The following is a 17,732-nucleotide window of genomic DNA, read 5'->3' as shown; positions in this document are numbered from 1 at the left end:
GTTAGACAAATATGAAGAAAAAGAGGATGAAATTAATTTTCATCAGTAAATGTTAGAGAATAATGATTAAGAAGATATAAGTTTTGTTTTATTTTATATATCTATGAATTCTGAACTTAGCGTAGATTTTATCGATCCCAGGGAAGTTAATCCCAATGCGCCTTTATTTGTTTATCTTCCTGGGATGGACGGGACCGGAAAATTACTCCAATCTCAGTCCAATCATTTAGCAGCTGATTTCGACCTGCGCTGCCTGTCGATTCACCTTAATAATCATAGTACTTGGCAAGATTTGGCTAGGGACACAGTGCAGTTAATTAAGTCGGAGCTAGATCACAAAACCAATCAAGAAGTTTATTTATGTGGTGAATCTTTTGGTGGTTGTTTAGCATTGAAAACCGCCTTAGCTGCGCCAAATTTAATTAGTAAACTAATCTTAGTTAATCCTGCTTCTAGCTTTAACCAGTTACCAATTCTCAGTTGGGGAGTAGATATTACTGGGTTTTTACCTGCTTGGGTGCATCGTTATTCTGCGGCTGGACTATTGCCTTTTTTAGTACGTCTCAATCGAATTAGTGATGGCGATCGCGATCGTCTCATTGAAAGTATGAAGTCGATCCCACCTAATGTGATCAGTTGGCGACTATCTTTATTAAGAGATTTTCGAGTATTAGATGAAGAATTACGTAGCCTCAACATTCCTAGTCTAATTGTGGCAGGAGCAGCCGATGACTTATTGCCTTCCGTTGCCGAAGCACGCAAGCTAACTAGTTTATTACCTCAAGGACAGATGATCGTACTACCTCAAAGCGGTCACGCTTGTCTGTTAGAAACAGAGATCAACCTATATAAAATCTTGATCCAGCAAAATTTTATCTCCGCTCAAACTAAACTGCTGGTGAAATTGTAGTAGGTGTTTTGGGGAATGTAGAAATGGTAGCAACGGCGATCGCTTTAGCTAAATCTTCAAAATAAGCCTTTCTTTCTCTTTTTCAATCTTTACAAAGCAAAAAGTGGGAACATCAGCTATAAAGTAACTTTTGCTTCTAGGGACTTAAGATATTCAGTATTTACTTTCGATTCTCTAACTAGGGCAATTTTACCTGTACGAGCAATTTCGCGAATACCAAATTTAGTTAGCATCTGAATAATTGCCACAATTTTACCAGGATCGCCTACAACTTCTAAGGTCAGAGCTTCTTCTGAAAGATCGACCACCCGAGCGCGGAAAATTTGCGCTACCTGAATCACTTCAGCGCGATTAGAGGCATTAGCATTGATCTTAATCAGCATCAACTCTCTTTCAACACAAGGCTGTTGGCTAATATCCTGTACCTTCAAAACACTAATCAACTTGTATAGCTGTTTAATTAGCTGCTCGACGATTTTCTCATCTCCAGGAACAACCATGGTAATCCGTGAGACACCCGATTGTTCAGCAGGACCTACTGCCAAGCTTTCAATATTAAAACCACGGCGAGCGAATAACCCAGCAATGCGGGTTAAAACTCCTGCTTCGTCTTCTACTAAGACAGAAATAGTTTGCTTGGTCATAGTTGAAAAATGAAAAAGTTTAGGTGAGGTTAGTTTCTTATCATAAAGGAATTTGGTAGTGTATAGAACCTATTTGATGTCTTTTGAGGTAATAACAAGCAAGAAAAGAGGTTGAAATCTCAACCCCTGACCAATTATTTAAATTGTTTGAAAGTTATCAAATGTCAGTTGTTCGGTATTAATCCCGTTGAGACTTACCAATACGTCTGTTCCAATCAGAATATTATGATCGGCAAAACTGAGATCCTCAAACTGCAAACCATCAGCTAGACCGAGACTATCACTTTCCAAATTAAAGTCGAGAATCTTATTAGAGCCATTATCCGACCTTAAAACAAAGATATCGTCACCTTTTCCACAATTGAGGGTATCATTACCAATTTGACCATCTAGCAGATCGTTGCCACTTCCTCCGCTTAAAACATCATTACCCTGAACTCCCAATAGGGTATCATCACCGTTTTCACTATTAAGGGTGTCGTTACCATTGCCACCAAGTAGATTATCATTACCTCCGCGGCTAATTAGGCGATCGTTGCCATCACCACCATCAATAGTGTCATTGTCGCTTAAAGCCTGAATTTGCTCGCAGAGATCGCTTCCCAATAAATTATCTGAACCTTCCGTACCGTTAATTGAAACTTCTGTTCCGTCTGTTGAATCATCAACGGTCAACTTAAACAGTTCAGTTCCAGTTTCACCGTTGTCAGCACTGAAAAATAATTCATCACCAATGACAGTTAAGTTAGAAGCATAAGAACCACTTTCCCCTGGATTAAGATCCGCTACTAATTGAGTCCCTTCGGCAGTACCATCGCTGACAAACAGCTCAGTGCCATGAACACCATCATCCGCCGTGAAATATAGCTTGTCATTGAATTCCACTAGGTTATCAGGATCCCAAACGTGACCATTGCTGTCTTGATCCTGTCCTGGATAAAGTAATTGAGTTCCTTCAGCCGTTCCGTCACTGACATATAGCTCTGTGCTTTCTCCATCATACGCAGCGAAGTAGAGCTTGTCGTTAAATTCCACTAGGTCACTAGGACCAGAACCGTAGCTGTTGCTGTCTGTTTCTTCATTAAGATCGACTAGTAATTGAGTTCCTTCAGCAGTACCATCGCTAACAAACAGCTCATTGCCATGAACACCATCATTCGCCGCGAAATAGAACTTGTCTTTGAATTCCACTAGGTTACTAGGTGCGGAACTATTATTATAGCCGTACGGATTTTCTCCTGGATAAATATCCTTAACTAATTGAGTTCCTTCAGCAGTACCATCGCTAACAAACAGCTCATTGCCATGAACACCATCATTCGCCTTGAAGTAGAGCTTGCCATCAAATTCCAATAGGTTACGAGTATAAAAATCATTAAATTGATTACCGTAATAATAGCTGCTGGACTGCAATTCTCCTGGATAAATATCCTTAACTAATTGAGTTCCTTCAGCAGTACCATCGCTAACAAACAGCTCACTGCCATGAACACCATCATCTGCCGTGAAGTAGAGCTTGCCATCAAATTCGGTCAAGTAACGGGGTGAGGAATCCTTCTTATTGCCGTACGGATCTTCTCCTGGATAAATATCCTTAACTAATTGAGTTCCTTCAGCGGTTCCGTCGCTGACAAATAGCTCTTTGCCACTTTCTCCATTATCAGAAGCGAAATAGAGCTTGCCATCAAATTCGGTTAAGTTTGAAAGATTCCTAAAATAGAAACGGGACTGACTATTGTTCTCTGGATAAATATCTTTAACTAATTGAGTTCCTTCAGTGGTTCCGTCGCTGACAAACAGCGCTCGACCAGTTTCTCCATCATTAGCAGCGAAGTATAGTTGGTCATTGAATTCAACCAAGCTATCGGCAGAAGAGTTGCCATCAGGGTTGATATCTTTAACTAATTCAATTTGACCTAAGTTAGTATCCATTTGTTTGATTGTTTTTGATGAGATAAAGTTTATTCTTAATCCGTTATCATATTTCTCTCTCGTCAGCTAAGAGAGATTTTGCCAGTAACTTGGAGTATTTTGCCTATTGTTTTCTACTTGCTCTAAAGCAAGAATTGACAAATCTAAATATATCAGTTTTAAGGTCTATTTTCTGATTTTAGGTCTAATTACTCAAAATTTGATAATAATTTGGAATCGTTGCTGTGATAAGCTCGGATACGTTGATTTTTTCCAATTTGCTTTGCTAGTCCTTTCGAGGAAACGCGATCGCGATCGCATCTATAACAGCGATTAAGCTCCCCTAGAAGATTCACTAAAGTACTAGCTTCGCGTCAGCTAGCACGTTCTTCTATCCTTTGTGTCGCGCGTACTTAACGGATCGTCTCTACAGATCGATTCTAAATTCAAAACCTCTGGATTCAAATCCCAGTTTTTCGTAAAGCTGATGGACTCTGGGACGAGATTTTCTGCTCATGGCAATTAGCTTATAGCAATTTTGCTCTTGAGCGATTGTAATTACCTGCTGGACTAATTTTGTTCCCCAACCTAAACCCCGATAGTTCTCATCAACATAAACATCTTCTAAGAGACCGAAAGGTTTTTGATGCAGTTCATTGTGCATTATGTAAAGATAAGCTCTAGCAACTTCCTGTTTATCTTCGATGATCGAGAATTTGATTCCTCTAGCTTCAACGGTTTTAGTTTGAATTTCTTGAGCAGTATTCATGACAATTTAACTAATTAACTACAACTCTTACTGATAGTGACTATAATAATTGCCGAAGTAAAGCTGCCTTTTCTGATAATGAGTTGATGCCAAAGTCAAAATACCCAAAAATAAGCCGAAACAATCTCTATTTGCTTTTGTTGCTGTTGTTTCCGTTTGTGCTGCTTTGCTATCAAACTTTCAATAAAAACTATTATCCTCTTGACCTGCATACCTTAGAGTTTTTAGGCAATCTGCGCAATTTTTGGCTAGACTTCATTTTTACTAATGTTTATCGGATAAGCAATACCTATGTTACTGGGACAATTGTTTTAATTGCTTTGATTACTTTAATTCGCCAACGTTATTGGTCAGAGGTCAAGGCTTTGGTATTTGCCACTTTAGGTATTTTAATATTGGTAGACAAGGTGCTTAAGCCTTTCTTTGATCGCGATCGCCCACCGAAGCCAAGATTGGTTAGCGATTTGAGTCCAGATAGTTTTCCTAGTGGTCATGCAGCGGGAAATCTAGTTTTCTACTTCTATATATCTTTTATTATTGCGGCTAGATATCCCCACCTGGCTAAATATGTTTATGGGGTTGCTACTTGCTTAGTCTTGTTAATTGGCTTTAGTAGCGTATATGTCAAAGCTCATTGGACAACAGATATTTGGGGAGGGTATTTTTTTGGCTATTGTTGGCTATTAATTAGCTTGAATCTGTTAAAGTTTCTGAATCATCGCCAAATAAAACCAGAATAATTTGCTGCTCATGACTACTGATTCTTCATCTACAGCATTTGCATATGCTCCCAAAACTGTCCGCCGAGCCAAAATAGCTCTATCTTGTTCACCTTTTCGACTAAAGCTATTTCAACAGATGCGGAATCAGAGTGTGCCAATTCAGCAAATTGCTGAAGAGACAGGAATTAAACTAGGCTATGTCAAAGAAGCTTTGAGCGAGTCAAGGATAGAAGACAAATTAGTGTGGCTGATTAATGTTGGCTTGTTACGTCGCGAAGTTGATGGACAAGGTTTAACCGATAGTTTTCGCCTAACTCCTTTGGGACGAAAAATTTTAGCAGAGTGGGAATCAAAAACAGAAATTCCTGCCCCAACCTTGGTCAATCGGCTTTCACATTGGCTCAATCGTTGGTTAAAATTGTCGCTGTAAAGTAGCTAATTAGTAGCTAACTACTGTTATAACAGTGTATATCTTCCACCACAGGAGCAATCGATGAAAGCGATCATGGTAGTCGGAACAACATCTCATGCAGGAAAATCCTTTCTGACTGCTGCACTATGCCGTATCTTGGCAAGACGTGGTTGGCGCGTAACTCCCTTTAAAGGACAGAACATGGCACTCAACGCTTATGTCACTGCCACAGGAGGAGAGATAGGTCATGCTCAAGCTGTTCAGGCATGGGCAGCAAGGGTTGCTCCTCGAGTAGAAATGAACCCAATTCTCCTTAAGCCACAAGGAAACATGACTTCGCAGATTATTATCAAGGGTAAAGCAGTTGGCACGGTCAAAGCGTCAGAATATTACGAGCAGTATTTTGACATGGGTTGGGAGGTTGTTCAAGAATCTTTGTATCGTCTTTCTTTAGAATTTGATTTAGTTGTCTGTGAAGGGGCAGGAAGCCCAGCCGAAATCAATCTCAAGCATCGCGATCTGACTAATATGCGGGTGGCAAAACATCTTAATGCCCCCACTATTTTAGTGGTAGACATCGAACGAGGTGGTGCGTTTGCCCATGTGGTAGGAACTTTAGAACTACTAGATCCTCAAGAGCGATCGCTGATTAAGGGAGTAGTGATCAATAAGTTTCGAGGACAAAAAGAACTATTGGATTCAGGGATCACCTGGCTAGAAGAGAAAACCCAAGTTCCCGTTTTAGGCGTTATTCCCTGGAGTGATCAGCCATTTCCCGCCGAAGATTCCTTAGATTTATTAGAAAGAAATCGTCGCCGTAGCACTCAAGATATCAATATCAACGTGATTAGACTACCCAGAATTGCTAATTTTACGGACTTCGATCCCTTAGAAGCTGAGACTAGCGTGGCGGTAAATTATGTTGATATTCAAGAGTCTTTAGGACATCCTGATGCGGTTATTATTCCTGGGACGAAAACTACTATTCCTGATTTGTTGGCAATGGAAAGAAGCGGTATGGCTGAACAAATCAGAAATTATGCAGCAGCAGGGGGGACTGTGTTAGGAATCTGTGGCGGATTTCAGATTTTAGGACAGCGAATCATCGATCCTGAAGGTATTGAAGGAATGGCAGGAGAGTATAATGCTCTCAATCTTTTACCAATTATCACAATTCTTTCTCCTAATAAAGTTGCTCGACAAAGACAGGTGGTTTCTCAATTTCCTCAAGCAGGACTACCTGTAGATGGGTATGAAATACATCAAGGACGTAGTCGGATCAGTCGTAGTTTGAAAGAAGATACAAATGATTATCAGCCTATTTTTGATGACCCAGGATTAGGATTGGTTGATAAAAGCCAATCGATTTGGGGCTGTTATCTTCACGGTCTATTTGACAATGGTGCCTGGCGACGCTCATGGATTAACCAACTGCGTAAGCAAAGAGGTATGTCATCTCTGGCTACAGGCATTTCTAATTATCGCGATCAAAGAGAGGCTACTCTTAATAACCTGGCAGACTTGGTGGAAAAAAACCTAAACTTAAAAGGATTTTTGTCTACCCATCTTTAAAGTATGAGTATCAAAGTTTGTTTTTTACCAGATGATATTACTGTATTAGCAGAACCAGGAGAACCAATGCTAGAAGTGGCAAACCGAGCAGGAGTAGCTATTGCCACAGGCTGCTTGATGGGTTCTTGTCATGCTTGTGAAGTTGAACTAGATGATAGTGAAGCTGTTTGTGCCTGTATTAGTTCTATTCCAGGAGACAAAACTGAACTAACCATCAATATCTATGAAGATCCGACTTGGTAATTATTATTTACTATTTACTATTTATTGTTCGTTGATTCCATAAATTGTTGGAGAACTAACAGGTATTTTTGCTCATTTAATTCAGGTAGGTTATTATGCCCAGCGCGAGCAAAAATTTCAATGTATTTGGGTTCTGGCGCAGCAGCATATAGCTCTTTTGCCATCAACGGGGGAATTGTGCGATCGCCAGCGCCATGAAGAATTAAAATTGGTGTTTGCAGAGATTTAATCTTCGTAATCGAATCAAAACGTTGAGTTATCAGCAAGCTTAAAGGAAATATCTTTATTCCAGGCATTAAGCCAACCATGTTTTGAATTGAGGTGAAAGTTCCTTCCGTGATTAAGCCAGCCAGATCTGGGTGTTTGCTAGCTAGTTCAATCGCGATCGCTCCCCCCAAGGAATGACCATAAACAAAGATCTGCTGTGGTTTGATTTTTCGCTTTTGAGTTAGATATTGCCAAGCGGCTTCTGCATCTTCATATACTCTTGTTTCATTAGGGAATACTGGACTACTTTTGCCATAACCTCGATAGTCGATTAGCAGTATCGATACTTCAAGCTGATGCAAAATAGCTGCAATTTGAGTTAAATCGCCATTATTACTCCCATTGCCGTGAAAATAAAGTAATGTTGGTGTTGATACTTGTGCAGCAGGAATCCACCAACCATGAACTCGATCTTTTCCCAGACTGAGCCAAACGTCTTGATAATTTAAACCATAGTCTTGGGGTGTAGATTCAATATGGCTATCAGGGAAAAAGATTAATTTAGTTTGTCCCCAACGCAACAATAAACAGAGAGAGATATACAGGGTTACCGAGACGCTTAAAAGAATTACACTTAATTTAGACAGCATTTAATTAAGTTGGCTAAAACTTATTTGCCATGCCGAAAAACATTGCAAAACCACCGAGAACTATTACGCTGATGCCGATCAAAATACCGCGACTAGCAAATTCTACGTTACCTATTCTTTTGTCTAGTTGGTCGCTTTGAGCTTCTAAAACTTTAATATTACCTTTAATTTCAACTTGACCTACTTCTAACTTGCCTATGTTGTCATCTAGTTTGTCTATTTTTTCGCCCAGTTTGTCTATTTTTTGGTCAAACTTTGCTTCAAGAGAGTCAAATTTGCGATCAAACTTTGCCTCAAAAGAGTCAAATTTGCCGTCTAACCTATTTAATACCTGTGCTAGATCGGTTTGAATTATCGGGTTGTCCATCGCTACAATTAATTTAGTTTTACTAAAAAGCACCCCGCGATTTGCAGTCTGAGGGGGTGCTTTTATTTTATCGCTGTCTTGATTGTTATTTGACGAGCTACCTTCCCTAAGTGTGAAGCCATCAAGAAGTTAAAACTGCTTTTGCGCCTGGACGGCTTGGTTTACTAAGCAAATAGGCGATCGCTATGGTAATTTTTACAAAAAAAAGCTTTTAGCCTTTAGCTATCAATGCAAAATGAACATTCAAAATGGAGTTGCAGGAAAAATTAAGCGATTATGGCGTTATCCTGTCAAATCTTTGCTTGGTGAATCTTGTAGAGAATTGTCTGTAAATAAACGAGGAGTTATTGGCGATCGCTGGTTTGCCATTGAAAATAATAGAGGAAAATTTGGTAGTGGAAAAAACACTCGCAGATTTTGTAAGATTGAAGGTCTGTTTAATTTTCAAGCACAATATGATGGAGATATCCTTGTCGTTACGTTTCCCGACGGACGGAAAATAAGAGGAGATAATTCTCTAATTAATCAAGAACTTTCTTTGGCATTGGGACAGTCTGTGACACTAGTTAGTGAAAGACATATTTCACATTTTGATGCTGATTCGCTTCATCTTTTAACTACATCATCCTTGCGATCGCTTAAATCGCTTCTGCCTCAATCAACTATAGACGAAAGAAGATTTCGACCAAACTTATTAATTGATATACCAGGAGAAGGCTTGCTCGAACATGACTGGATCAAAAAAAGATTGTTGATTGGCAAAGAGTTGGAAATTGAAATTACGGGGTTGACCGAACGCTGTATCATGACTTGTCTACAGCAAGAAGAATTAACTAATGATTCCAGAATTATTAGATCTATTAGTAAAAACTTTCAACATAATTTTGGTGTTTACGCCAAGATCATCAAAACAGGAATAATTCAGCTAGAAGATCCAGTTATTATTCTCTAAGAAACTTTTGAAAAATATTAAATAGATAATCAGGTTTTAAAACCTTTTATATTCCTTAGATACATTAAATATTATTTGATTGCAATTAAAGTCATTTCAACGTCTTTAATTAAGTTGCAATATATTTCACTTTCTTGAAGTAAAAGATCAATGAATGACTTATTCTCGACAGCACCACTCAACCTAAATCAATGGCTAATTCGTTTTTTGATTGGCTTACCGATAATTGCAGCAATCTTGATCAATCGTTTTGATCCTCTTGACTAAATTGCTCGCCATTCTTGGTTGAACGTCTTGAGATCAGCGATCTAAACTTAAACAATGAATAATGAATAATTATTTTTTCCTTAGAGATAAGAGTATTAAAAGCGATCGCGACTAAAAGAAGATAAAATGCCCCATAGGATAAAAAGTCAATTGAGCGATCGCAGCGATCATTTGAAAAATATTTGTAGCTATCCAGATGAGATGGAAAACAGAAGAGTATTGGCGATATGACAGGTTTATTGAGGTGCAAGTTTGGGTTGATCGCCCCATTTGGGAATTTGTAGAAAGTAGTAATTTGTAAAGTCGCAAAATCGCCAGCTCACAACCCCGTTGCACCATATTGGTCTAACTTTGAGAAAGACGTTTAACAGGTGCGCCACCAAGTAGCCTGTCGGTTTCGATTAATAGATTGGGGATTTTTTCTGCATAGGGACTATTAATCAAACAAGGTTGTAGATTTAGCTGAGATACCTTGTCAGCTTTAGCGCCAGGAAACCAATGACCACCATTTGTTAGGAGGTTATAACGAGCCTGACCATATTCAATCATGTCGTAAGCCAAAGCTAAATTACGCAGCCAAAGAATTACAGGTAGATTGACATTGCCCGGAGTTTGTTCATAGCTAGGTAGCCCCACTTTCCAGTTACTAAACCAGTCTTTGCCCAGTACGGCGATCGCCTCTTGCTCTAAACGTTCTAAAATTGGGGGTAAGATTTCGTCTGCTTTGTCTAGCAGTGGTAAAACTTTGAGATGTTCCTCAAAATCTGAAGGTTTAGCTGCACCTAAGCTGAGGGTATGAACTTGAGGATGAGATAAGCAAAATAAGTCGTTAAATACCATTGGACTAAGAGGCTGACATAATTCCACTAGTTTTGCTGGCGGATTATAAAGATGCCCTCCCTTATCAGCAGGAGAGATAATAAATACACCCATATCTTGACGTTGTGCTGCTTCAATGGCTGACCAATTCCACTGATTGATGTAGTACCAGTGGAGATTCACATAGTCAAACTCCCCTGTGGCGATCGCTTGGGTAATAATTTCTGTTGAGCCGTGGGTAGAAAAGCCAATATGTCTTACTTTTCCTGCTGCCTTAAGTTTTTTAGCTTCATCAAGACATCCACCAGGGCGCATACTGTTGTGGAAAGTTTCTTGATTATTGATGCCGTGGAGTCCTAAAAGATCGACATATTCTAACTGACAAAAGTTTAGAGACTGTTCAAATTGACGGCGGAAGTCTAAAGAATCGCTCTTAGGAGAGACTTTGGTTTGAAAGATTAGTTTTTCTCTAGGCAGTTGGGGTAAAATCTGTCCCAACTGCATTTCAGAAGTACCATAACCCCTGGCAGTTTCAATATGATTGATTCCTAGCTCAAACGAACGACGAATAGTGGCTTCTAGATTGTGCTGATTAGCTTCGGGGATGTCAGATTGTGGTAGCTCCTGCCATTTATATTGATATCTCATTCCTCCACAGGAAAAAATGGGCATCTGTAACTCTGTACGACCAAAGCGCCGATATTGCATAATCAAACTACTGTTTTTTTTTATATTTCTAATCTCTATATTTTAAGCTATAAGCTATAGGCTATAAGCTGTAAGCTAAAAACCAAAAACTAAGAACTAAGAACTAAAAACTAAGAACTAAGAACTAAGAACTAAAAACTATCTTACACAAACAATCTCATGAAAATTCTCTTGGTGGATGATGAAACTGAATTAAGCGATCCTTTAAGTCGAATTTTATTACAGGAAGGCTATCAGGTTGATGTCGCTAATAACGGCGCAGCAGGAATGAACCTAGCGTTGCAAAACCAATACGATCTACTAATTCTAGATTGGATGTTACCCCATCATTCGGGAATAGAGATCTGTCGTTCAGTGCGATCGCACTTTTTGGCTACTCCTGTCTTATTTTTAACCGCTAAAGATACAGTAGACGATCGCGTTGATGGCTTGGATGCAGGAGCAGATGATTATCTGGTTAAACCCTTTGAGTTGAGGGAATTGCTGGCTAGAGTGAGGGCTTTATTACGCCGCTCAACCCTAGAAATGCCTAATAGCGATCGCTTAAAAGTAGCAGATCTTGAATTAGATCCTGATAATCAGGTGGTATATCGCCAAGGCAAAGCGATCGACCTTTCGGAAAAAGAAATCCAGCTACTAACCTACTTCATGGAACATCCAGAGAGGCTTTTAACCCACGAAGAAATTTATCGCTATCTCTGGCAAGCTGATGAGCAACCCAGTAGTAATGTGCTAGCTGCATTGGTAAGACTATTGCGACGCAAGATTGAAATTAAACATGAAACTCAATTAATTCATACTGTCTATGGTAAAGGCTATCGCTTTGGGATTAATTAATTATGTTTAAAATCTGTTTAAAATCGTAGAAGAGGAGTATTTTGCTCGTGACACTCTAGTTGAGTTGCTTTTGCTTGCGCCTGCATTTTAGCAACTAACTGTCGCTCTTGTTCTGAGCGGTTGGATTTAAGTGATGCTTCAACTTCAGGCGGTTTAACGGGTTTTAACTCCGTTGTCAGTTGAACAGTTTTTTCAATGGGAATCGCCAAACTAGAGCGGTTAATTAATTCCTGTAGTGCTGGACATAGTTCTGAACCATCTTGATAAATTTCTGGAGATTCCCACAAAGGGAAAGCGTGCTTGCCGTTTACTCCAATTACTTCTCCCTGAGAATTTAATAATGGTCCGCCACTCATGCCTTTTTTGACATCATTGGTATAGCCAATCTGGTAGCCTTCGTCCAAAGCTTGATTGAGAACGATTGCTACCCTACCTGATTTTAAAGTTAATTTTTTTTGGGGAAAAAGATTAGATTTCGTCGCAACTCCAGCCGTTTTTGTAGAGCTTGATTCTTGGTACGGAAAGCCCGCTGCAAAGACTGATTCTCCCACTTCTAAGTTTAAAGAACTGCCGATTTTTGCTGTCTGATAGTCAGTATCGGCTTTGAATCTAAGAACTGCGAGATCGTATTGATCTTTGACAGTGTTCGCCTCAGTAATTACTTCTCCACGATAAGTACTACCGTCAACAGTTTCAATGGTGTAAGGAGGTTCTCCTGCCCTCAGAACATGCTGGTTCGTAACTACCAGATATTCTTGATTATTGTGTTGGACAATAAACCCAGAACCTAAAAAATCTTGGTTTAAGATTCTGACGGTAATATTTGATGCTATTTGCGTAATCTTGGTAGCTAAACTTTGGGGAGAAACCGAAGCGATCGGCGTTTTTAAGCGATCGCCATCTCCAGACAAAAACACCCCAGTACAGATAAGACAAAATATCATCTTGGCAACTTGGGATGTTGGGTTGAAAAAGGAATAGTTATAATCCCTTTTCCCTTTGATGTCCTGGTTTTTATAACCCTGCTGGGGTGGCCATTTCATTAATTAAATCTAGCATTAGTACTTTACAAGCTGGAGCTTAATTTTCCACAGGTACTTTTTCGAGGAATTTGTCCATATCGACATAAAATTCTCCGTCAGCGTAAAATCCAGGATCATCCGCACTGAGGGTTAAGGTTTCTCCACTAACACTACGACGGAAATCTACTAACTGAATTAGCACCTGTTCTGGATCGGTTTCTGGCTTGAGAGTGACCAGCACATTTTCGTCAGGGCAGCTACCACCGCGAGCGTCAGCTACACACAGAACTGGCAGATTGTTGACGTTTCCTGTGCGGATGAACTTCAAATTACCCTGGTCAAGAAATTTTTGAAATCTACTGGATACCGCAGAACATCTTTTTTGAGGTGTCCAATCGGGAGAAAATTCATTTTCCCAGTTGATCAGTTTTACTCTGCCTCTTGGGGTATTAACAAAAGTGTTCCAACTATTGTTTAATTGAGCGCAATAATAAGTATTAGTATTTTTAGTTTGGGCTGTGGCAGGGTTGACGACCGCGCTACTGATAATCACACCAAGCCCAGCAAACATGCTAGCTAATGTTTTAATTTTCATGATACTTTCTGAGATATATGAGCCGTTAACAGAATAAACTACAGGTTTACTCCACCGTAATTCTAGCGGAAGTTACCACATCACAGTCATGATGATCTAGTTTAGCTAGCAAATTTTACAGTAAATTCACATATATTGCAAAAATTAGCACTAATTTAATAGCTCTTAGCTTTTACCCAATTAGCTAAAAGCTAAAAGCTAAAAGCTTTTTTGATAAATAAATTAAAATTATTTAGGCTAAGGTTTTCGGTTGAACCAGTTTAGCTTCAATGATCTGGCGGTTTAAATTTTGTCCAATTAAGACTAATTTAGTTTGCCGAGATTCATTTTTTGTCCAGAGGCGATCGTAAAAAGTCTCAAAACGATTTCCTACCCCCTGCAATACTAAGCGCATGGGCTTATTGCCCACGTTGACAAAACCTTTAACGCGATAGATTTCCTGTTGGGCTGATAGTTCTTTTAGTTGTTGAATTAAAGCTTGAGGCTCAAACGATTGGTCTAAAATTAGTTCGATGGAATTAATATCTTCATCATGTTCGTGTTCCGCTTCATGGTCGTGGTGAGAATGACGGTTATCCAAGTCATCTTCTACCGCAGCATTAAACCCTAACAGCAGATCGGGGCTAATTGACCCATCTTTGACAGTGACCACTTTTACCCCAGGCTGCAACTCATGCTCCAGCCAGCTTTTAACTTTGGTCAAGGTTCGATCATCTACCAAATCGGTTTTGGTGAGCAATACTAGATCGGCACAGGCTAACTGATCTTCAAAAAGCTCTTCAATCGGAGTTTCGTGGTCGAGATTAGGATCGTCTGCTCTTTGAGATTCTAAAGCAGCCAAATCGCCGACTAAATTACCCATCCCCAGGGCATGACAATCGACTACTGTGACTACACCATCTACAGTGGCGCTGTTACGAATTGCTGGCCACTGAAAAGCTTGAATCAGGGGTTTAGGTAAAGCCAACCCTGAAGTTTCGATCACTAGACAGTCTATCTGATCTCGACGCTTGAGTAACTCTTGCATCACAGGATAAAATTCTTCTTGAACAGTACAGCACAGACAGCCATTAGTTAATTCAACAATATTACTCTCAGGATTGGATTCATCATCACAAATCTGACACGATCGCAATAAATCGCCATCAATGCCAACTTCGCCAAATTCATTAACTAAAACAGCGATGCGTTTGCCCTGATTGTTTTGCAGTAGATGACGTACCAGGGTAGTTTTGCCTGCCCCTAGAAAACCTGAAATGACGGTTACTGGTATTTTGTGCATTAGTTTAATTAGTTATAAGTTAGTTAAAGTTAAACGGGGAATAATAAACCTAAAACTACGTTGGTCAGAAAAGTAAAACCAACGCCACAGATTGCAAAGCCCGCAAAGCGCAGAGACAAAGGTGATTTGACCGTAGATCTGTTCAAAGCTTGAGCAGTATAAAAAGCGATCCCGCTGATGATTAACTGAATTAAACTAAAACCTAATAAATAAGCGCCTAAAGTGGTCATTTCTACGCCAAAAATAGATTCTGCGTAAGCATAACCATGAAAAATGCCTGCAAACGCTGTTAAAACAGTTAATAAGCTCAAATTAGCTTGACTTTCTCTAGCTAAGAAGATGCCCATCGCTAATACAGAAGTAGAAATAATTAATTCTGGTACAGGTAAGTTGATTCCTTGCAAATGCATTCCTGCCCCCACAGCAGTGGCAGTTACAAAAATCCCAGGCATAACTATACCGATTTTCTTACTTAATGCAGCGAGTAAACCAATGGCAATGACAAAGGTTAAATGGTCGATGCCGATTACTGGATGAGCCAAGCCAGAAATAAATCCTTCCCCAAAGTTATTGGGTAGGTTACCTCCCATGGGATGATGGGCTAAAGCAGGAGCAGCATTAAATAAAAGGTTAATGCTCAACAAGACAGTAGCAGCCAAACCAAAAGCGATCGCTTTCTTATTCATGAATTACCTAAGTTTTGTATTGAATCAGCCGAAAATAAACCGAACTTGATGAAATCCGAGCAGATGCTAACTGGTGTAGGAGTGCCCAGCACTATCTGCTTAATTAGCCTCACCGCCAACTTGGTAACGTTAAGCTGGCGATCAAAGCTGCAAATAAGCAGAAATTTTGTAGAGTAATTAAACTGCCACAGGAATTTACGGAAACTAGCATTATCTGTACCTCGCAGATTTCAAAAAAGCTAATGTATAAGACCATCGGTGGGCATTCTGACTTTGGAGATTGCCGAGGGCAAACTCCTTACAGTTGCGGGACAGTGCCAGATTTTCACTGGGCTTTCCCCCTTACGTTCGCACAGAAAATCTGCGCCAAACCGACTGATAATTATAGTTAGGCGATACTATCACTAATATTGCCAGTAATATTGCTACTACAGCCCAATTTACCATAAGGCGGTAAAATTAAGACTTGAAACTACTCAAGTTTAAGATTTATAAGTCTTGGTATAATCAGCCTGAAACCACTTAAATAATTGCAGAGAAATGGCAGATTGGCAGGTAGTTGAAGGTGGCGTCACTGCCCCCAAAGGATTTATAGCAGCAGGCATTGTCGCAGGATTAAAATCTACTGGAGCAAAAGACTTGGCGCTGATTTTGTCCCAATCAGACGCGATCGCCGCAGGGGTCTTTACCACTTCACAGGTGCGTGCTGCCTGCATTGATTATTGTCGTCAGTGTCTTCAATTAAAAGCCAGTGCCAGAGCAATCTTATGTAATGCAGGACAGGCTAATGCTGCCACAGGGGAGGCAGGCTGGTCAGATGCTCAAGAAAGCGCCCGACTACTGGCTCAAGAACTGAATATCGATCCTCAAGCCGTTCTGCTGGCTTCTACAGGGGTAATTGGCAAAAGAATCAAGATGGAACAGCTTCGTCAGGGAATTATGCCTTTGGTTAGAGCAGCCAGTGAAAAGGGTGGGGCTGATGCAGCCAAGGCGATCGTTACCACTGACCTGGTTACTAAAGAAATTGCCTTAGAAAGTACTATTGAAGGTCGTCCTGTCCGAATTGGGGGGATGGCTAAAGGTTCGGGAATGATCGCCCCTAACATGGCGACAATGCTCGGGTTTATTACCTGTGACGCTGCCGTATCTACTGGTTTATGGCATCAAATGTTAAAACGAGCCGTAGATCGAAGCTTTAATCAGGTTACTGTCGATGGTGATACAAGTACTAATGACTGTGTGCTGGCGCTGGCGAATGGACAGTCTCGCACCACCGCAATTACCGAAGATAGTCCCAACGCTCAAAAGCTAGAGAGTATGCTCACCGCAGTTTGCCAACATCTAGCTAAAGCGATCGCTCGTGACGGCGAAGGAGCAACCTGCCTGATTGAAGTTCAAGTATCAGGCGCACCTAGTGATCGAGCAGCGTCTCAAGTAGCCAAAACTATCGTCGGTTCATCTTTGGTTAAGTCAGCCGTATTTGGTCGAGATCCCAACTGGGGCAGAATTGCAGCAGCAGCGGGTAGAGCTGGAGTTAAATTTCATCAAGATGAGCTAAATATTAAGCTGGGAGATTTGGTCTTGATGCGGAATGGACAGCCTCAAGAGTTCGATCGCAATGCTGCTAGTAATTACCTTAAAACAGCAGCAGCAGGAGAATATCTACAAGGAGATACTGTTTTAATTTCAGTTGATATTGGTTTAGGTTCTGGTCAAAGTACTGCTTGGGGTTGCGACTTAACTTATAAGTACGTTGAAATTAACGCAGAATATACAACTTGAGCAGTGAACAATGAGCAATGAGCAGTGAACAATGAGCAGTGAGCAGTGAACAATGAGCAATGAGCAATGAGCAATGAACAATGAGCAATGAGCAGTGAGCAGTGAACAATGAACAATGAGCAATGAGCAGTGAGCAGTGAACAATGAGCAATGAGCACTGAACAATGAGCAATGAACAATGAGCAATGAGCAATGAACAATGAGCAATGAACAATGAGCAATGAGCAGTGAACAATGAGCAATGAACAATGAGCAATGAGCAGTGAGCAGTGAACAATGAACAATGAGCAATGAGCAGTGAGCAGTGAACAATGAGCAATGAGCAGTGAACAATGAGCAATGAACAATGAGCAATGAGCAGTGAACAATGAACAA

The 17,732-nt window shown here is 40.2% G+C and carries 18 protein-coding genes and 1 riboswitch; of the genes, 8 read left to right on the top strand and 10 right to left on the bottom strand.

Features of this window, described 5'->3' with window-relative positions:
• Window positions 1-103: 103 nt before the first annotated feature.
• Complete coding sequence (locus tag C7B62_RS08115) at window positions 104-910, top strand: alpha/beta fold hydrolase (RefSeq protein ID WP_106234550.1); 807 nt, start codon at window positions 104-106, stop codon at window positions 908-910.
• A gap of 116 nt (window positions 911-1,026) precedes the next feature.
• Here C7B62_RS08115 and ilvN read toward each other — a convergent pair whose 3' ends face one another.
• The 3 genes from ilvN to C7B62_RS08100 all read right to left on the bottom strand — a co-directional run bounded on the left by ilvN (window position 1,027) and on the right by C7B62_RS08100 (window position 4,234).
• A complete protein-coding gene (gene ilvN / locus C7B62_RS08110) occupies window positions 1,027-1,554 on the bottom strand; it encodes an acetolactate synthase small subunit (RefSeq protein WP_106234547.1) in 528 nt (175 codons plus the stop codon).
• A 138-nt stretch (window positions 1,555-1,692) separates the two neighbouring features.
• Complete coding sequence (locus C7B62_RS25630; protein ID WP_106234545.1) at window positions 1,693-3,486, bottom strand: ELWxxDGT repeat protein; 1,794 nt, start codon at window positions 3,484-3,486, stop codon at window positions 1,693-1,695.
• A 406-nt stretch (window positions 3,487-3,892) separates the two neighbouring features.
• Window positions 3,893-4,234: an N-acetyltransferase gene (locus tag C7B62_RS08100; RefSeq protein ID WP_106234543.1), complete on the bottom strand. Its 342-nt coding sequence runs from the start codon at window positions 4,232-4,234 to the stop codon at window positions 3,893-3,895.
• A gap of 86 nt (window positions 4,235-4,320) precedes the next feature.
• Here C7B62_RS08100 and C7B62_RS08095 point away from each other — a divergent pair, with 86 nt between their 5' ends.
• From C7B62_RS08095 to C7B62_RS08080, 4 genes are all read left to right on the top strand, one after another.
• The gene (locus C7B62_RS08095; RefSeq protein ID WP_106234541.1) at window positions 4,321-4,974 is read left to right on the top strand and encodes a phosphatase PAP2 family protein; all 654 of its coding nucleotides are present in this window, start codon (window positions 4,321-4,323) and stop codon (window positions 4,972-4,974) included.
• A gap of 10 nt (window positions 4,975-4,984) precedes the next feature.
• Window positions 4,985-5,386, top strand: coding sequence for an Npun_F0494 family protein (locus C7B62_RS08090; protein ID WP_106234538.1), 402 nt, complete (start codon window positions 4,985-4,987; stop codon window positions 5,384-5,386).
• Window positions 5,387-5,449: 63 nt separating this feature from the next.
• A complete protein-coding gene (gene cobQ, locus C7B62_RS08085) occupies window positions 5,450-6,940 on the top strand; it encodes a cobyric acid synthase CobQ (RefSeq protein WP_106234535.1) in 1,491 nt (496 codons plus the stop codon).
• Window positions 6,941-6,943: 3 nt separating this feature from the next.
• On the top strand, window positions 6,944-7,183 hold the full coding sequence (locus C7B62_RS08080; protein ID WP_106234533.1) for a 2Fe-2S iron-sulfur cluster-binding protein: 240 nt from the start codon (window positions 6,944-6,946) through the stop codon (window positions 7,181-7,183).
• 17 nt (window positions 7,184-7,200) lie between these two features.
• Here the strand turns inward: C7B62_RS08080 and C7B62_RS08075 are convergent, their stop codons facing one another.
• On the bottom strand, window positions 7,201-8,040 hold the full coding sequence (locus tag C7B62_RS08075) for an alpha/beta hydrolase (RefSeq protein ID WP_106234530.1): 840 nt from the start codon (window positions 8,038-8,040) through the stop codon (window positions 7,201-7,203).
• A 13-nt stretch (window positions 8,041-8,053) separates the two neighbouring features.
• Complete coding sequence (locus C7B62_RS08070; protein ID WP_106234527.1) at window positions 8,054-8,407, bottom strand: hypothetical protein; 354 nt, start codon at window positions 8,405-8,407, stop codon at window positions 8,054-8,056.
• Window positions 8,408-8,642: 235 nt separating this feature from the next.
• On the opposite strand from C7B62_RS08070, the gene C7B62_RS08065 reads away from it, so the two are divergent.
• Window positions 8,643-9,359 carry an MOSC domain-containing protein gene (locus C7B62_RS08065; protein ID WP_106234524.1) on the top strand — a complete coding sequence of 239 codons (717 nt, stop codon included), beginning with the start codon at window positions 8,643-8,645 and terminating at the stop codon, window positions 9,357-9,359.
• Window positions 9,360-9,971: 612 nt separating this feature from the next.
• On the opposite strand, the gene C7B62_RS08060 is transcribed toward C7B62_RS08065, so the two are convergent.
• Entirely contained in the window at window positions 9,972-11,153 is a 1,182-nt protein-coding gene (locus tag C7B62_RS08060; protein ID WP_106234522.1) for an aldo/keto reductase, read from the bottom strand.
• A 159-nt stretch (window positions 11,154-11,312) separates the two neighbouring features.
• On the opposite strand from C7B62_RS08060, the gene rppA reads away from it, so the two are divergent.
• Entirely contained in the window at window positions 11,313-11,990 is a 678-nt protein-coding gene (gene rppA, locus C7B62_RS08055; RefSeq protein ID WP_106234520.1) for a two-component system response regulator RppA, read from the top strand.
• A gap of 17 nt (window positions 11,991-12,007) precedes the next feature.
• On the opposite strand, the gene C7B62_RS08050 is transcribed toward rppA, so the two are convergent.
• The 4 genes from C7B62_RS08050 to C7B62_RS08035 all read right to left on the bottom strand — a co-directional run bounded on the left by C7B62_RS08050 (window position 12,008) and on the right by C7B62_RS08035 (window position 15,575).
• Window positions 12,008-13,033, bottom strand: coding sequence for a serine protease (locus tag C7B62_RS08050; RefSeq protein ID WP_199194107.1), 1,026 nt, complete (start codon window positions 13,031-13,033; stop codon window positions 12,008-12,010).
• Window positions 13,034-13,070: 37 nt separating this feature from the next.
• Window positions 13,071-13,607: a COP23 domain-containing protein gene (locus C7B62_RS08045; RefSeq protein WP_106234518.1), complete on the bottom strand. Its 537-nt coding sequence runs from the start codon at window positions 13,605-13,607 to the stop codon at window positions 13,071-13,073.
• Between the two features lie 232 nt (window positions 13,608-13,839).
• A complete protein-coding gene (gene cobW / locus C7B62_RS08040) occupies window positions 13,840-14,889 on the bottom strand; it encodes a cobalamin biosynthesis protein CobW (protein ID WP_106234516.1) in 1,050 nt (349 codons plus the stop codon).
• A gap of 29 nt (window positions 14,890-14,918) precedes the next feature.
• Entirely contained in the window at window positions 14,919-15,575 is a 657-nt protein-coding gene (locus tag C7B62_RS08035) for a HupE/UreJ family protein (protein WP_106234514.1), read from the bottom strand.
• Window positions 15,576-15,814: 239 nt separating this feature from the next.
• Window positions 15,815-15,966, bottom strand: a riboswitch (cobalamin riboswitch).
• Window positions 15,967-16,115: 149 nt separating this feature from the next.
• Here C7B62_RS08035 and argJ point away from each other — a divergent pair.
• A complete protein-coding gene (gene argJ, locus C7B62_RS08030) occupies window positions 16,116-17,357 on the top strand; it encodes a bifunctional ornithine acetyltransferase/N-acetylglutamate synthase (RefSeq protein ID WP_106234512.1) in 1,242 nt (413 codons plus the stop codon).
• Window positions 17,358-17,732 lie beyond the last annotated feature (375 nt).

Source organism: Pleurocapsa sp. CCALA 161, from assembly GCF_003003995.1.
In the GTDB taxonomy this organism is placed as follows: domain Bacteria; phylum Cyanobacteriota; class Cyanobacteriia; order Cyanobacteriales; family Xenococcaceae; genus Waterburya.
The sequence above is the reverse complement of the archived record's forward strand: the minus strand, read 5'-3'. Positions and strand labels throughout refer to the sequence as shown.

Excerpts from the sequence above, each read along its gene's own strand:
- C7B62_RS08115 (WP_106234550.1), top strand. The coding sequence starts at position 104 with ATGAATTCTGAACTTAGCGTAGATTTTATCGATCCCAGGGAAGTTAAT.
- ilvN (WP_106234547.1), bottom strand. The coding sequence starts at position 1,554 with ATGACCAAGCAAACTATTTCTGTCTTAGTAGAAGACGAAGCAGGAGTT.
- C7B62_RS25630 (WP_106234545.1), bottom strand. The coding sequence starts at position 3,486 with ATGGATACTAACTTAGGTCAAATTGAATTAGTTAAAGATATCAACCCT.
- C7B62_RS08100 (WP_106234543.1), bottom strand. The coding sequence starts at position 4,234 with ATGAATACTGCTCAAGAAATTCAAACTAAAACCGTTGAAGCTAGAGGA.
- C7B62_RS08095 (WP_106234541.1), top strand. The coding sequence starts at position 4,321 with ATGCCAAAGTCAAAATACCCAAAAATAAGCCGAAACAATCTCTATTTG.
- C7B62_RS08090 (WP_106234538.1), top strand. The coding sequence starts at position 4,985 with ATGACTACTGATTCTTCATCTACAGCATTTGCATATGCTCCCAAAACT.
- cobQ (WP_106234535.1), top strand. The coding sequence starts at position 5,450 with ATGAAAGCGATCATGGTAGTCGGAACAACATCTCATGCAGGAAAATCC.
- C7B62_RS08080 (WP_106234533.1), top strand. The coding sequence starts at position 6,944 with ATGAGTATCAAAGTTTGTTTTTTACCAGATGATATTACTGTATTAGCA.
- C7B62_RS08075 (WP_106234530.1), bottom strand. The coding sequence starts at position 8,040 with ATGCTGTCTAAATTAAGTGTAATTCTTTTAAGCGTCTCGGTAACCCTG.
- C7B62_RS08070 (WP_106234527.1), bottom strand. The coding sequence starts at position 8,407 with ATGGACAACCCGATAATTCAAACCGATCTAGCACAGGTATTAAATAGG.
- C7B62_RS08065 (WP_106234524.1), top strand. The coding sequence starts at position 8,643 with ATGAACATTCAAAATGGAGTTGCAGGAAAAATTAAGCGATTATGGCGT.
- C7B62_RS08060 (WP_106234522.1), bottom strand. The coding sequence starts at position 11,153 with ATGCAATATCGGCGCTTTGGTCGTACAGAGTTACAGATGCCCATTTTT.
- rppA (WP_106234520.1), top strand. The coding sequence starts at position 11,313 with ATGAAAATTCTCTTGGTGGATGATGAAACTGAATTAAGCGATCCTTTA.
- C7B62_RS08050 (WP_199194107.1), bottom strand. The coding sequence starts at position 13,033 with ATGAAATGGCCACCCCAGCAGGGTTATAAAAACCAGGACATCAAAGGG.
- C7B62_RS08045 (WP_106234518.1), bottom strand. The coding sequence starts at position 13,607 with ATGAAAATTAAAACATTAGCTAGCATGTTTGCTGGGCTTGGTGTGATT.
- cobW (WP_106234516.1), bottom strand. The coding sequence starts at position 14,889 with ATGCACAAAATACCAGTAACCGTCATTTCAGGTTTTCTAGGGGCAGGC.
- C7B62_RS08035 (WP_106234514.1), bottom strand. The coding sequence starts at position 15,575 with ATGAATAAGAAAGCGATCGCTTTTGGTTTGGCTGCTACTGTCTTGTTG.
- argJ (WP_106234512.1), top strand. The coding sequence starts at position 16,116 with ATGGCAGATTGGCAGGTAGTTGAAGGTGGCGTCACTGCCCCCAAAGGA.